The following is a 14,803-nucleotide window of genomic DNA, read 5'->3' on the forward strand; positions in this document are numbered from 1 at the left end:
TCTCTGTAGCCATATAGTTTATTAATATTGAATGTTTTTAGTTTCATATTGTTATTAGTTTATTAAATATTATTACCAATAATATTAAATTTTTTTATTTATTCCCTTAATTTTTTATTTAAAAGTAAAAAAAAATTAAATTTAGTAGAATATTGAATACCAAAATAATCTCTTTTAATATTTAATTTTTTAAAAAATATTTTACTATGGTAACATAAGTAATAAAATATTAATTGATGATTATCTAAAATTATATTCTATAGTATTTTCTATTCAATCCCCTCAATTCCCAACACTTCACTTTCCATCACCTTTGTTCCGGTTTCGTTGTAAACCTGCTTCACGGTTACTTTAATTCGGTCGTGTTGTGGAGTGGGGAAGTCCATGAGTTCGGAAATATTTTTGTAGCCGAATGCTTTTGCCAGTAATGAAATATGGCGGGTTGAATATTTATGACGCTGAGTATAGGATTCTACATTATTTACGAAACTTTTTGCTACACCCATTTTTAAACTTAGCTGTTCTGCGCTTAGTTTCTTAGTTGTACGGATTTTTCTTACATGATTTATAAATTCAAAATCAAATCCGGTAGTTTCGAAAGAAAATATATTTTCCATATTTGTTTAAAAAAATAACCCAATATGTTGGGTGTTTTAAAAATTATTTTATACATTTGTATCAGCGAATTAGCAAAAGCCTCGAAAGACCGATTGAAAAGACGCATTCCGAGCCGACAACAAAAAGTTCAGCACTTTTTCGTCGGTAAAAATGCGGTCTTTGGATAGGTTTCAGGTACAAATTTTCAAAATACACAGATGATGAAAAAGAAGATCTCAACCCTGCAGTTTTCAGTACCTCCCGAATAAACGGAGTTCTGCTGCAAAACCAACAACAGCGCTACACCGAGACTGCCCGCAAACGCAGGAAGTCGGAGTACAGTTTTACCCAAAAACCTTTACCCTTCGAAATTCCTTTACGCCTAAAGGAAAGCCGAAGTACGCTAAAAATCACCCTTAAAAGTACTGGCTTTCTTTTAATTTTCCAAATTATTTTCATCCCGAAAGGAATTTAAAAAATGCAGAAGGTTTCTTTGCCACAGATCGGGAAGCGCTGTTGTTCCATTTGGCAAACTTTTGCCATCAGAATAAACGGATTTTAGAATTTTTTAAAGAGCTTGTTTAAGCTTTTTTTAAATAAGAATATTGACCTATCCTTTCAATTAATATTGGAAAATAACGATGAGTAAGCGGTTTTCTAATAGTGTCCCTTCGACAAGCTCAGGGTGACCTCTCGAATACTAACCGCAATATTTTAACATTGTCAGGCTGAGCTTAGTTTATCCTGAGCCTGACGAAGGAAAGCCTTTATTAGTAAAAGGGATCAGTCAATAAAATATTCTTGTTGGAAAAACGCTAAGGCGCAAAGTTTTTTTATTCATCTCCAATCTTTAAGGCGCAAGAAAATCAAAGATTTTCGATAAAGGATTGATGATGAATTTTATCGCAGATAAAATCCTTGCGCCTTAAAATAAGACTGTATTTAATGAATATTTTGCGCCTTTGCGATGGTTATAGCTATTAAGTTAAATTTAAAAATAAGAATCTATATAAATATTGGAAAAACGCTAAGGCGCAAGGTTTGATAAAAGTCCTATTCTTTCAAGACGCAGGGAGAAAATCTTTGATTTTCTTTTATAATGTTGATGTTTAATTTTATCGCAGATAAAATCCTTGCGCCTTAAAGCATACTATTTTAAAACAACTTCGCGCCTTTGCGAAAATCCAACCTATTAAAATCCAACCTGTTAAAATTTATAAAAACGATAACCAAAAAAAAGACTCATGAAAAAGAAAAAAACAAATTTCGAAGCCAAATTCTGGTCAGGAACGAGAAAACATACCGCCATAGGTTTACTGGAAACCTTTTTCCAGTTCAATGATCTTGCTGCGACGAAAGAAACCCTCAATGAAATGGTACAATCTTCAGTACAGAAAAACACCCGAATCGCAAAAGAACCTGCCGAAATTTTCTATTTGTACCAATCGTTACGGTCATTCATTCTCGTCTCTCATCAGATCACGAAAAAAGCTAAAAAAGGGAAGTTTAAAAACTCAACGGAAGTCAGTTTTCCCAAAACAGCAATAAGCCTTTCAGAAAAAGAACACAGGAATCCGTTACGCGCATTTCAGAACGCTTTTACAGTCTGCACTTTGCAGGATTTCGATGATTTTCTGTCGGCAACAGCTTATTTCTCATTAGGAAATTTCAGTTGTGACACGGAAAAGAAGATCATCATTCCTTACTTCCAACTCATAAAATTACTGGAAGCCGCCCCGCTGATTCTGGAAAACTGCCATAAAAAGATGAAGGGATAAGGTTGGCTGAGCGTAGTCGGTTGGCTGAGCGGAGCCGAAGCCAACCGCAAAATGTAATGAATTGTAATGTTGGCTTCGACTTCGCTCAGCCAACTATAATAGTCTGTAAAATAAACTCCAAATCATAATGGGATGAGCAAAACCGTTGGCTTCGGCTCCGCTCAGCCAACTATGGTGGTTTGTAAAATAAAGCCGAAAATCAAAATGGAACGAGTAAAACCGTTGGCTTCGGCTCCGCTCAGCCAACTATGATGGTTTGTAAAATAATACTCAAAATCACAACGAAACGAGTAAAACCGTTGGCTGAGCGGAGCCGAAGCCAACGACAACCCTCATTTATTTCAGGACAGAAGAACTTTCACAAAGATTTCCCGTAAATTTGTAAGACTTGAATTCTCAATTATGAATACCAAACAGGAAAAACTGGAAGCTTTCGGAAGATTATTAGACATTATGGACGATCTGCGCGAAAAATGTCCGTGGGATCAGAAACAGACGCTGGAATCGCTCCGCCATTTAACGTTGGAAGAAACCTACGAACTTTCGGATGCTATTTTGCAGAATGATCTGCAGGAAATAAAAAAGGAGTTGGGAGATGTGCTGCTTCATCTGGTTTTCTATGCCAAAATAGGCTCTGAAAAAGGCAGTTTCGATATTGCGAATGTCATTAATTCTTTAAACGAAAAATTAATTTTCCGCCATCCTCACATTTACGGAGACACGGAAGTGAAAGACGAAGAGGAAGTAAAACAGAACTGGGAAAAACTGAAACTGAAAGAAGGAAATAAATCTATTCTGGGCGGCGTTCCGAAAAGTCTGCCGAGTTTGGTAAAAGCCTACAGAATTCAGGATAAGGTAAAAGGAATCGGTTTCGAATTTCATGATGCGGAAGATGCGTGGAAAAAAGTGGATGAAGAAATTCAGGAATTTCATGCGGAAACAGATCTGGATAAAAAAGAGCAGGAATTGGGCGATGTATTTTTCTCATTAATCAATTATGCCCGGATTTCAGGAATCAATCCCGATTCTGCACTCGAGAGAACCAATCTTAAATTCATTTCAAGGTTTCAGAAAATGGAAGTTTTAGCTTCGGAACAGAAGCTGAATCTTGCCGATCTGTCTCTGGAAGAAATGGATGTTTTGTGGGAAAAAGCTAAACGTTTACAGTAAATGAAGGTACAGAACCCGACGCAGAACAGATTTCAGTATCTCTTGGAGTTTAAGCAGACGGAAAGGAAATGGCATTTTCCTTTTCTTGCCGCGCTGTGCATCGGAAGCTGTCTTTTCATCGGATATTTTTTAGGAAAACCGAATTACGGTGCGCTTTCGAGTTTGGGCGCTTTAACGATTTTATATTTTACTTCGGCGCCGATTACACAGAGAATGATTCATCTCGCAATTTGTGCTTTCGGAATTGTTTTTTCCTTTACGGTAAGTTCTTTTTTCGGGTTTAATATTTATTTTGCCGCGCTGTCGGTTGCCGTTATTTCTTTTCTGGCGCATTTTATTTCCTCGTATTTTAAAATTCCGCCGCCGGGAAATTTTTTCTTCATCATGGTCGCAGCAATGGCGAGTACCTATAAGTTTGATCTGGAAATGATCCCCACAAGAGTAGGGCTGGTTGCAATGGGAGCAATACTTTCCTGTTCCTTTGCTTTTCTGTACTCCGTTTTTATTGAAAAAAGCAAAGTGGTAACCGTACCGAGAAGAAGTTTCAACAAAAGAAGATATACAAAATTTGTAGAAAGCTCCATCATCGGATTTTTTATGGCGCTTACTTTAATCATTGGTCATCTTCTGGAATTTAAAAACACTTACTGGATTTCCATCGCGGCAGTCGCTATTATGCAGGGAAGGAATTTTGAGCACGTCCGACAGAGAAATATGCACAGAATTCTGGGAACTTTCATCGGAATTGGTTTGGCATGGGTGATTCTTTTGTTTAATCCCGAAAAGATCATCATGATCGTTATCATCACCGTTTTACAGTTTATTATTGAATTGTTAATTGTAAGAAACTACGGTTTTGCAGTGGTTTTCATCACGCCTCTAACGATTCTTCTGGCGGAAACGGCAAGTGAAATTCATCATGATGTGGAAATTTTAATGAAGGCAAGATTATTGGATACCATTATCGGAAGTCTTATTGGTTTGGCGGCAGGATTTTTCCTCCATCATCAGCAGATTATTAATAAATTAGAGAAAAATATAAGGTTCTCTTATTTTCAGTTTAAAAAATTAAAAAAATAAATATGTTGCGCATCGTCGTTTTATCGTCATTTTTACTGTTGAGCTGTAATCCCAAAGCTCAGGAAGCTCCCAAAACCGATGATCTGAAGGTTGAATTTTCTTTGCCTAAAAAACTAAAGGAAGTTTCCGGTATTACTTTGTCTCAGGATAGCAATACCATCTGGGCAATTGAAGATCAGGGAAATAAAAACGTTATTTACGGAGTAGACCGAAAAGGAAACCTTACGAGTGATGTTCTGGTAGAAAATGCAGAAAACCACGACTGGGAAGATATTACGAAAGATGCAGCCGGAAATATCTACATCGGTGACTTTGGAAACAATGAAAACGACAGGCAGAATTTATCGATTTTAAAAGTTGATTTAAAAGATGCCTCGCAAAAATCTGCAAAAGTTACCCAAGCCACAACATTTCACTACGAAGGACAGACGGAATTTCCTCCAAAGAAATCCAACTGGCTATACGATTGTGAGGCTTTTGTAGAGATGAATGGAAATTTCTACCTTTTCACAAAAAACAGAAGCAAAGGTTTCGACGGCACTTTTTTAGTTTTTCAGGTTCCTAACAAAGCAGGAGATTTTGAAGCAAAACTGATCGGGAAATTAAAACTTGACGGAGGATACAGCGATGCGGCAATTACTTCCGCAACCATCAACAGCACGAAAGATAAAATTGTTCTTCTGAACCATAAAAATATCCAGATCCTCACCGGTTTTTCAGCAAATGATTTCAGCAAGACCAAGATTGAAAAAGTTTCACTCAACCACAATTCTCAAAAAGAAGCCATTGTTTTTGCTGATGATAAAACTTTACTTATCGCCGATGAAAAGGATGGGAAAGAAGGCGGAAATGTGTATCAATTTAGTTTAAAATAAATGAATTTAGACAGATAAAACGTCATGCAGAATGATGTCATCCTGAAAGGATCTCAACAACGCATTTTCAATAATGAACACTATATTTTAATTGCCTGTTTTTATCATAAAGACTTCGACAAGCTCAGTCTGACACCGCTACAAATTAAAAGTTAGTATAGGAATGTTATGCAGAATGATGTCATCCTGAAAGGATCTAAATAATTTTTTATCACAAAGGCTTCGACTGGCTCAGTCTGACACAACCATAAAACAACAGTTAGTATTAGGAATGTCATGCTGAGCCTGTCGAAGCATCTTTCAAATTATAATGAAGTAAAAGATCTTTGCTCCTTTAGGAGCAGAATCTGTGAAGAAATAAGAATTAATATATCAATCAATCCGTAGGATTGATATCTGTAATACGATAAATGTTCTAAAGATAGCGTTCCTATGGGACGCTGAACCTATTCCTAATATGATTTCTACACAGATAAAACTCCAAATAGTTTTCTGGCATTTTACTGTAAACTTTAATAACAAAATCCGCAGAAACTTTCTGCGGATTTTTATCTTGATTGTATAATTTTTAAAACGTCATTCCCACACCTCCGGAAATTCTTCCTCCGTCGCTTCCGTAGAAATAATTCAGTCTTGCGGAGAACATTTCTACAATACTCAGCCAGAATCCTGCGCCTACAGACTGATGCCATTTTTTAGAGTCCTCATTGTCATTCCACACTCTTCCGACATCATATCCCAGTAAAACACCCATGTTTGCCGGAACAATATTGTTTTTTACCCTTCCGAAATCCCAACGGATCTCCGAGTTATTGGTAAAATAGGATTTCCCTGAGAAGCGGTCGTTTCTGAAAGCTCTCATTCCGTTGTTTCCGCCGATGGCTGCAGCCTGATAAAAATCAAAATTGTTATTGTTGATCCACATTCCGTTGCTGGAGTTGGCAAATACAAAATTTCCGCGGCTGTCTAACCTGTGATCTATGGAAAGCGTTCCTTTCAAGATCAGAAAATTTCTTTTGGTATCGGCAAGATTGGTTTTCCAGTCTGCATTTACTTTAAATTCCATTCCCATGGTCGGGAAAGCATTGTTATCCAGATTTTTATAGCTGAAGGTGTAATTTCCTCCTGCAAACTGCTGATTATCGAAAACTTCAGGTCTTACATCGGGTGAAAGATCTACAAAACGGTCGCCGTTTCGCTGTACTTTATTATTTTCAAAAGTCAACTGAAACTGGTTGAAAACATTCGTCCAGCTTTTTTTGGAAACGGAAGGTGCAAAATTGATCTTTGAAATTCTTGCCCTGTTGAATCTTCTGTCATCTGCTTTCTTATCGTAAATACTTTCATTGGATAATCCGAAGAAATTTTCGGCAAATCGCGGTGTGGTAAATCCTGCATCAAGATTAAAATCCCAGCTTCCGATGGCTTTTTTAAAGATCCCTTTATAATAGGCATTAAAACCTCCGGTTGCCGTATAATAATTAACTTTCAGGCTGTGCTTTTGGGTAAAAGGAGAGCGGATAAAATTGTTGACCGTGTAATTAACCAACGCACCGAGAATCACTCCGTCATCTGGATTGTAATCTGCATTCGGATATCCTGCAACAAAATTGTATTTCGGATGTTTGTAGTTGTAAGTATTGATGTCGTAATCGTCTGAAATATTTTTTGTCGCACCGTTTGTATTGTACGTGTTTTTCTGCGATTTAAAATCGTAGATCTTTACTTTGCTTCCATTGGCAACATTGTACGTATCGTGATTGTATCCTCCGATAAGACGGATATTCATTTTAGGTCTTCCGTCTCCGGAAACTTCGTAGATATCATCATCTTCCAATCCGTAAATCCACAGTTCCTTCGTTTTGGAATCGTCATATGTTTTTTCGAAAACCAGTTCCGGATTTTCTTTGTTTTTGTCTAATTTATATTGCTTTACATTAACGGTGTTTGCCGTTTTTGTAATCACAAATTTATCAGGATTCACCGTTCCGGCAAGAGGAACTTTTTCCTGCAGTACCTCATAATATTGTGAAGCGTAGATTGCTAATTTTGTCTTTCTCAGTTTCAGTTTTCGCTGAATATCTGCAATGGTTTCATCCTGAACTTCTTTCGGAAGATTGGCAAAGGTTTCATCAATATCTTTATCCGATAAATGTTCCTGTATGTATTTCGCCTGTGCAATCCAGTCTTCCTGCGTAGAACTTTTCAGGAATACCAGATCCAGAGGATAAGGTTCCATAGCAAGCCATTTTACACTTTTAATATCATCTTTAAAGGTTTTCATATGGCGGATTGCCGGAATATTCATAATGATTTTAAAAGCAGCTCCGTCATATTTACTGAAAGCCTGATCTCTGTCTTTGGCAATCGGTTTGTAAATTACCTTATCGCCTTCCTTGTATTCCGCCCATTTCCATTGGTCAGAATGTCTGTCCCAGTCACCGATCAGCATATCAAAAATTCTTGCTCTGATGTAGGTTTCTTTATCTACGGAATATTTGTAATTTTTATTAAAATTCTTCAGGACATCATCTGTGGAAAGAATATCTGTTGCGTTATCCAGCGAAGCCAGCGTTTTCGGATCAGAAGAAAAACGTTCTTCGATCATGTATAATTCGTCCCCGTAATTCAGATTGTATTCTCCCAGAGCTTTTTGCTTAGGAATATAAAACAATCGTGGATTGCTGTGGAAAAGATCAATCTTATCTGCCATATTTCCTACCGCAAATGGCGTAAAAGGATGATTGGTCGTATAAAAATCCAAGAGGAATTTCTCAGGAAAGGTATTGTTCAGTTCGTTCCCGAATGTACTTTTCTTAAAAGCCATATTGTTCAGAAAACGGACTGCGCTTTTTTTAACGCCTCTCATTACAAATTCCTGTCCGTCCTGTGCTTTCAGTCTTAAACTGTTAGACTGGTTTCCGCCGCCTTCACGAAATGGCGTATAACCACCGTCAAGCGTTGAAATATTAGCAGTCGGAGCTTCAATAGGCATTCCGTAATATTTTCGGTAATGTTCTCCCCAAAGCCACGTATAAAATTTTCTTTTTTTCGTTAATTTTTCAGGATAAATGGTTGAGGTTATCGCAGAAGGAAAAGAATTCGGATAATTATTAACAAATTCTTTCGGCTGATCGATCACCTGAATGTGCGAAAGCTGTTCCAGCGTATTATTTTTTGTTGAAAAATATTCTACATCCGAGCTTTTATCTTTTCTGATATTCAAAACCGCAAAACCGCTTCCTCCGTAAGAAAAATCTGTTTTTTCGCCAATTGTTGCAGGATCTACTTTAGAACCGGCTCCGCTAACGATCTGTCTGATGTTTCTGAATTCGTGATACTGTAAATTATGATCGTGCCCCGACACAAAAATGATGTTTTCCTTTTCCTGAACAATGCTTTTTATTCTGTTGGCTAAATCTGCATAATGCTGGTTATTAAGATCTTCCGGACTTGCTCCCGATGAACTTCTTACCACATTGATGAGACTGGCAACTCCCGGAGCCGGAATTTTACTTTTCAGCGGAAAAAGATGAGATTTTGCAGAGGTGTATCCTGCGTGAGTTCCGGTGCTGATAATCGGGTGATGCATCGCAACGATAATTCTTTTGTCCTGATTTTTATTAATTAAATCTTTAAACTCTGTGAAAAGATCTTCCCGCGTTTTAATATCGCAGTTTTTATTAATTCCCGGATAGTTGTTCCAGTTGACCAAAGCCCATTCCGTGTCGATCACAATAAGTTTGATGTCCTTGGTAAGATTAATATCATCAATCGGGCATGAATTTTTAGGAAGAAATGCTTTTTTATCGTTTAAATAATTTTTTACGAGTTCTTCCTGCGCTTTTAAGCCATCCAATCCGTTGTACCAGTCATGATTTCCCGGAATAACGAGTGTTTTGCCTTTAAAGTTTTTTACAATGGATAATTGATCTTCCAGTTTCTGTTTTGCCAGTGGATAATTTTTATCAGATTCTTTTGGCATTCCGGAAGGATAGATATTATCGCCCAAAAAGATCAGCATCGAATTGCTGTCGGCTTTTTCAAGCTGACTTTTTAAGAGGTTTAATGTATTTTGAGCCTGTGTTTCGTCTGCATTTCCGGCATCGCCTACGAGAAATATTTTAAAATCGGTGGCAGATTTTATATCAGAATTTTTAATTTCAGATAAGTTTTTACCCTTTTTTACGTTATATGTTGCGCAGGAGTAGAGAACTCCGGCAGACAATGCTACTCTGATCACCAGAGAAGTATTTTTTAAATGAGTTTTAAAGGATAAATTCATAAATTTACATTAATAAAATTTCGATGATGAATATTTTACAAAAAGCCAAAGACTATGTCGAAACCTTATTCAAAGATAAACTATCTTCAGTATATTCTTATCATAATTTTATACATACTACCTTCACGGTAAATAAGGCCGAAGAAATTCTCAGAAGCACTCCTCTTTCTGAAGAAGATCAGGAAAAAGTGATTCTGGCTCTTTGGTTTCATGATACTGGTTACATAGAGTGTGCCAAAAATCATGAAGAGGCAGGTGTAAAGATTATGAAAAATTTTCTGCAGCAGGAAAATTATCCGGAAAACTATATCGAGGATGTTTCGAAGCTTATTTTGGCAACCAAAATAACGTACGTTCCGCAGAATCTTCTGGAAAAAATAGTGAAAGATGCAGACTGCAGCCATTTTGCAAGCCACGATTATAACGATATTTCCGATGCTTTGAGGAAAGAATGGGAGCTTACGAATGTACGGTGCTATTCTAATGACGAATGGAATGCCGGAAATCTGGATATGCTAAAAAATAAGCATCAGTTCTACACAGAGTATGCGAAAAAAGAATGGCAGCCTCTGAAGGAGAAAAATATTAAAAAAATTGAAAAGAAGTTGGAAAAAGACGAGGATAAAAAAGAAAGTTCTGAAAATAAAAAGTCGAAAGAAAAAGAGCCGAAATCCGACAGAAGTGTAGATACGCTGTTCAGAGTTACGTTAAGCAATCATACAAGGCTGAGTGATATTGCCGACAGCAAAGCGAATATTCTTCTTTCTGTAAATGCGATCATCATCTCGGTTTGTCTTTCCGTTCTGGTTCCGAAGCTGGATACGCCTAAGAATTCGCATTTGATTATTCCAAGTTTTATCCTGCTTTTATCTGCGGTTCTTACCATCATTTTTGCGATCTTATCCACAAAACCGAATGTAACCAAAGCAAAATTCAGCTTACAGGATGTTGCCGACAGAAAGGTGAATCTTTTATTCTTCGGAAATTTCAACAGGATGATTTTTGATGATTATCAGAATGCAATGAATGTTCTCATCAAAGACCGCGATTATATCTATGATTCTATGGTGAAAGATTTGTATTTCCTAGGAAAGGTTTTAGACAGAAAATACAGGCTTTTATCTATTACGTACAAGATTTTTATGGCAGGAATTGTAATTTCTGTTTTGTCTTTCGGATATGCGTTTTTAAGTCTTTAGATAAATACGAAACAAATGAAGAAGCTCACCCGACCGGATGAGCTTTTTTATTGTGCTAATGAAACTCTTAGTGCTAAAAGTCCTGTAATTCCCTGCAAATCTTCTACTTTTAAGAATTCAATATCGTTCTGGAGAACTCCTTTCTTTTGTAACTTATTGATGTAATCCAGATATTCTCTCTGGTTTTCCATCCCGAAATAAACGATGGTTATTTTTCCGGGACAGGTAATTCTGTCGTCTGAATCTTTTACGTGCGCTTTATCGAGCCGTTTTTTTATGATTTCATAGTAGGAATTGTAAGCTCCGTCTACATCAAAACGTTTTTCGTCCATTCTGAAGCGGATATCTATTTTTTCGTTATACACAAAAATCAGCGAGGCAATATCGAGACAAACCGGAAGATCTTTTTTGAAATTCCTGAATTCAATTTCCATATTGCAGATGGTCTTTAGCTGCCAGTAACGAAGTTTGTTAACAATTTTTGAATGGTAATGAAGATCGGGTGCAATGTCTTGTCCGGTGTACAAATTATGCTCCACCCCGTCTGATTTAAACCGTTCGTAATAGTGCGGAAAGATCTGCTGTGCCTGTATCTGTGCTTCATCCAGAACATCCGCCAGTTTTCTGTTGACCAAAGTTATCGAATCATCCAGACTTTTTCTGTTGGTGTAAAAGAGATCGGTCTGGCTAAAAACCTGTGCAAAATAATCTTTTATTTTTGCCTTTACTTCGCTGGAGGATTTTACTTCCAGTTTAGCCTGAAGATAAGGATGAATTTCTTCCCTTACCAATCGCTGGAATCGCTGTTCGGTATCAGCTTTTATTTCATTGTTGAGTTCATTTTCAAAAATATCTAAAGCCAGTAAAAACTTTTCCGAATCTGAATGGGTTAGATTAAAAATCTCATGAAGACCATCAATCTGCTGGTTGAGGTCTTCAAGCATCAGATTATATCTTTTTTCAGAAGAAGAACGGATGTCTGAAAATCCGAAAAGCGGCGTCAGATTTTTAAAAGAAATCTCTTTTAGAGAATACATTTTCTTACCAAGAGAGGCATTAAAATACTTTTCAGCTTCGTTTCTGAATTTCCAGACCACGCTGTCGTGAATCGTTGTATATTCACGCTGAATGATCGCCTCGATCTGATAATTTTTTTCAAAACTGAATCGGCTCAGCGAGAAAATAATCATGTTGCTGAATGATTCCATTTTTTTCAGTTTCAGACCGTTGAAACTGTTCGGAATGGGGGAGGTAAATTCCATAATAGCCAAAAGCTCATTGTCTTTCACAATCGGAATAACCATAAAGCTGTTGATGTTATTTTCCTTTAAAATACTGAACGAAGGTTTTGCTTTCGCCTCTTCATCAAGATGGTTGAGGTTTGAGATCACAATAGGCTTCGGATTGTAATGCAGATTGATGATTGTACTTTTCCGGGTGTTTTCGTCTATGGCATTGATCCAGAAGTTCAGAATATGGTTGGTGAAAATATTTTCATACACCGGCATTTTTTCCAGCCGCTGTTCTTTCTTATTGTAAAGCATCAGACCAAAATTCAGCTCTGCAATATCAAAGTAAGATTTAAATATTTCAATAAGGTTTTTATCCTGCGAGAAATTTTCAGTATCTACTTCAATCATGGTAGATTTCAGATCAGACAGGGCTATTTCTGTAGTGCAGTCCACCAGAGAAATAATAGTAAAACCTTTTAAGATCCATGATTCCGATGGAAAATATTTTCTCCAGAGCTTAAAATCGTCTAAGTTTTCCAGCAAAATATCCAGAGTTTCATCCGAAGGTATTTTTGTTCCTTCAGCCGGATAGATTTCCGTGAAATCTGCATTCACCGTAATTTTATAGTGCTTCATAATTCCCTGTGCATTGGGAATGTCATAATAAAAAGGAATGGTACTTTTGATGTCTTTTTTAAAATAGCTCTGTAAAATAAGACAGCAGCAGAACACATAAAATTCATCGTCATCAATATCACGCATCTCGATTTCAAAGTCTTTTCCCGCATCTTTTAAGATGGCTTTAAAACGGTCTGTATAATTAAAAGTGATATTGGAAACCGGAACGCTTGCCGCTTTTATTTCGTTGTTTGTAAGTCCGGTAGGGAAGAGGTCTGCAAGCAAAAGCTTGATGAGGTCTTCGTTTTTTTCCAGAAAAGATACTTCCTGAAATCCCTCGCGGAATTCGCTGAAATTTTTTGTTTTCTCAATTAGAGATTCAGCATAATTGGCGCGGTATTCCAGACGGTCGTTGTACCGAATGTGTTCCAACACATCCAAATACTTTTTGAACGAAATAAAAACCTGAAATGGAGTGTCTTTTTTATATAGCTGTGACACAAAAACTGAAATTTAGAGTAAAGGTAAAAAAAAACCACAACTTAAAGGTTGTGGTTCTCTATTTTAATAAGATTTTTTATAATCCGAACAGTCTTGCAAACAGATCCGGGAAAACTCCCAGAACAACGATTGAAGCAATAACAAATACTCCTACGATGTTGTATGTGATCGTTACTTTTTCTGAAGATTTAAATGTACTTTCTTTGAAGAAAAACATAGAAATAATAAGTCTTAAATAATAAGCAATGGAAACGGCTGAACCTAAAACAGCGATCAAAACAAGGAAAACTCCGTGCTGAGAATTCATCGCCTGAGAAAATAAAGAGAATTTCCCCATGAAACCTGCTGTTAAAGGAATTCCTGCCATTGAAAGCATGGAAACTGATGCAGTAGTTGCCAATAAAGGTTCTGTTTTTGCCAATCCTTTGAACGCTCCGAAAGAGGTTTCTCTTTTCAGTTTTTCAACATAAATCAGACACATGAAAACTCCTACTGTAGCCAAAGCGTATGCAAATAAATAGAACGCCAGATTATAAGTAGAAAGACTTGTCATTCCGAAGAATACCAAACCGATGTATCCTGCGTGAGAAACTGAAGAGTATGCCAACATTCTTTTCGCATTTGTCTGAGCCAATCCCATAACGTTTGCCAAAAGCAATGTGATGATTAAGAATACTCCGAAAACATTAATCCAGTTTTCTGTAACTCCGCCAAATCCTATCGTCATTAATCTGAATAGTGCGAAAAATCCTGAGATTTTTACTACACTTGCCATGAAAGCCGTGATTAATGAAGGCGCTCCGTAATAAACATCCGGACTCCACATATGGAAAGGTGCTAAAGCAACTTTAAATGCCAATGCGCAAAGAATCAGAAGAACGCCTAAGATGAACATCACATCTTTCGGGTTTGAAACTCCGAAGTCCTGAATTTTATATAAATCGAAACTTCCTACACTTCCGTAGATAAATGCGATCCCGAATAACAGGAAACCTGTTGCGAATGCACCCATCAGGAAATACTTGATGGAAGCTTCGTTTGATCTCAGATCTGTTTTGTTAGCTCCCGCCATTACATATAAAGGAATAGAAAGGATTTCAACTCCTAAGAACAGCGTAACCATATTCTGATATCCGAAAAGGATAATCCCGCCACAAAGAGCGAAAAGCATTAAAGCATACAGTTCAGACTGGTGGCTTCTGTGGTTGCTGAATGCAAAACCGCCCAGAAAGAATAACAATAATGTCGTTACGATTGATATTTTTGTGAATAGCGCAGTATTGGCGGTGTAGTCATACATATGCTTGTACTGTCCGAAGAAAGCACATTCCGGCATGAAACTTACCCATAATGCGATGATTAATCCCAAAATCCCAATGTATCTTGCGAATTTCCCTTGTTCAAAAACTCCTGAAAATAACGCAACAACTGCCGTTAGGAAAACAATAATTAAAACACTCATTTCTTA

Annotated in this window: 9 protein-coding genes; 5 read left to right on the forward strand and 4 right to left on the reverse strand. The window is 37.0% G+C overall.

From position 1 onward, the window contains the following. Positions 1 to 269: 269 nt before the first annotated feature. Complete coding sequence (locus tag DD829_RS14780) at positions 270 to 617, reverse strand: helix-turn-helix domain-containing protein (RefSeq protein ID WP_116547885.1); 348 nt, start codon at positions 615 to 617, stop codon at positions 270 to 272. A 1,224-nt stretch (positions 618 to 1,841) separates the two neighbouring features. On the opposite strand from DD829_RS14780, the gene DD829_RS14785 reads away from it, so the two are divergent. The 4 genes from DD829_RS14785 to DD829_RS14800 all read left to right on the forward strand — a co-directional run bounded on the left by DD829_RS14785 (position 1,842) and on the right by DD829_RS14800 (position 5,500). Continuing rightward, positions 1,842 to 2,375, forward strand: coding sequence for a hypothetical protein (locus tag DD829_RS14785; protein ID WP_108410076.1), 534 nt, complete (start codon positions 1,842 to 1,844; stop codon positions 2,373 to 2,375). Between the two features lie 402 nt (positions 2,376 to 2,777). Continuing rightward, positions 2,778 to 3,545 (forward strand): nucleoside triphosphate pyrophosphohydrolase, encoded by a 768-nt coding sequence (gene mazG / locus DD829_RS14790; RefSeq protein WP_108410075.1) that lies wholly within the window; start codon positions 2,778 to 2,780, stop codon positions 3,543 to 3,545. After that, positions 3,546 to 4,625, forward strand: a complete 1,080-nt coding sequence (locus DD829_RS14795; RefSeq protein ID WP_108410074.1) for an FUSC family protein — start codon at positions 3,546 to 3,548, stop codon at positions 4,623 to 4,625. 2 nt (positions 4,626 to 4,627) lie between these two features. Next, on the forward strand, positions 4,628 to 5,500 hold the full coding sequence (locus tag DD829_RS14800; RefSeq protein ID WP_108410073.1) for a hypothetical protein: 873 nt from the start codon (positions 4,628 to 4,630) through the stop codon (positions 5,498 to 5,500). Between the two features lie 568 nt (positions 5,501 to 6,068). Here the strand turns inward: DD829_RS14800 and DD829_RS14805 are convergent. Further along, positions 6,069 to 9,785, reverse strand: a complete 3,717-nt coding sequence (locus DD829_RS14805; protein ID WP_108410072.1) for a metallophosphoesterase — start codon at positions 9,783 to 9,785, stop codon at positions 6,069 to 6,071. A 26-nt stretch (positions 9,786 to 9,811) separates the two neighbouring features. Here DD829_RS14805 and DD829_RS14810 point away from each other — a divergent pair, with 26 nt between their 5' ends. After that, complete coding sequence (locus DD829_RS14810) at positions 9,812 to 10,984, forward strand: Pycsar system effector family protein (RefSeq protein WP_108410071.1); 1,173 nt, start codon at positions 9,812 to 9,814, stop codon at positions 10,982 to 10,984. A gap of 47 nt (positions 10,985 to 11,031) precedes the next feature. On the opposite strand, the gene DD829_RS14815 is transcribed toward DD829_RS14810, so the two are convergent. Continuing rightward, a complete protein-coding gene (locus DD829_RS14815) occupies positions 11,032 to 13,335 on the reverse strand; it encodes a GAF domain-containing protein (protein ID WP_108410070.1) in 2,304 nt (767 codons plus the stop codon). 76 nt (positions 13,336 to 13,411) lie between these two features. Next, positions 13,412 to 14,797 carry an NADH-quinone oxidoreductase subunit N gene (locus DD829_RS14820; protein WP_076393035.1) on the reverse strand — a complete coding sequence of 462 codons (1,386 nt, stop codon included), beginning with the start codon at positions 14,795 to 14,797 and terminating at the stop codon, positions 13,412 to 13,414. Positions 14,798 to 14,803: the final 6 nt, after the last annotated feature.

The sequence above is a fragment of the Chryseobacterium sp. HMWF035 genome, from assembly GCF_003094695.1.
Taxonomy (GTDB): Bacteria; Bacteroidota; Bacteroidia; order Flavobacteriales; family Weeksellaceae; genus Chryseobacterium; species Chryseobacterium gambrini.

Bases quoted from the DNA above. Each gene is read 5' to 3' on its own strand.
- DD829_RS14780 (WP_116547885.1), bottom strand. From the start codon at position 617: ATGGAAAATATATTTTCTTTCGAAACTACCGGATTTGATTTTGAATTT.
- DD829_RS14785 (WP_108410076.1), top strand. From the start codon at position 1,842: ATGAAAAAGAAAAAAACAAATTTCGAAGCCAAATTCTGGTCAGGAACG.
- mazG (WP_108410075.1), top strand. From the start codon at position 2,778: ATGAATACCAAACAGGAAAAACTGGAAGCTTTCGGAAGATTATTAGAC.
- DD829_RS14795 (WP_108410074.1), top strand. From the start codon at position 3,546: ATGAAGGTACAGAACCCGACGCAGAACAGATTTCAGTATCTCTTGGAG.
- DD829_RS14800 (WP_108410073.1), top strand. From the start codon at position 4,628: ATGTTGCGCATCGTCGTTTTATCGTCATTTTTACTGTTGAGCTGTAAT.
- DD829_RS14805 (WP_108410072.1), bottom strand. From the start codon at position 9,785: ATGAATTTATCCTTTAAAACTCATTTAAAAAATACTTCTCTGGTGATC.
- DD829_RS14810 (WP_108410071.1), top strand. From the start codon at position 9,812: ATGAATATTTTACAAAAAGCCAAAGACTATGTCGAAACCTTATTCAAA.
- DD829_RS14820 (WP_076393035.1), bottom strand. From the start codon at position 14,797: ATGAGTGTTTTAATTATTGTTTTCCTAACGGCAGTTGTTGCGTTATTT.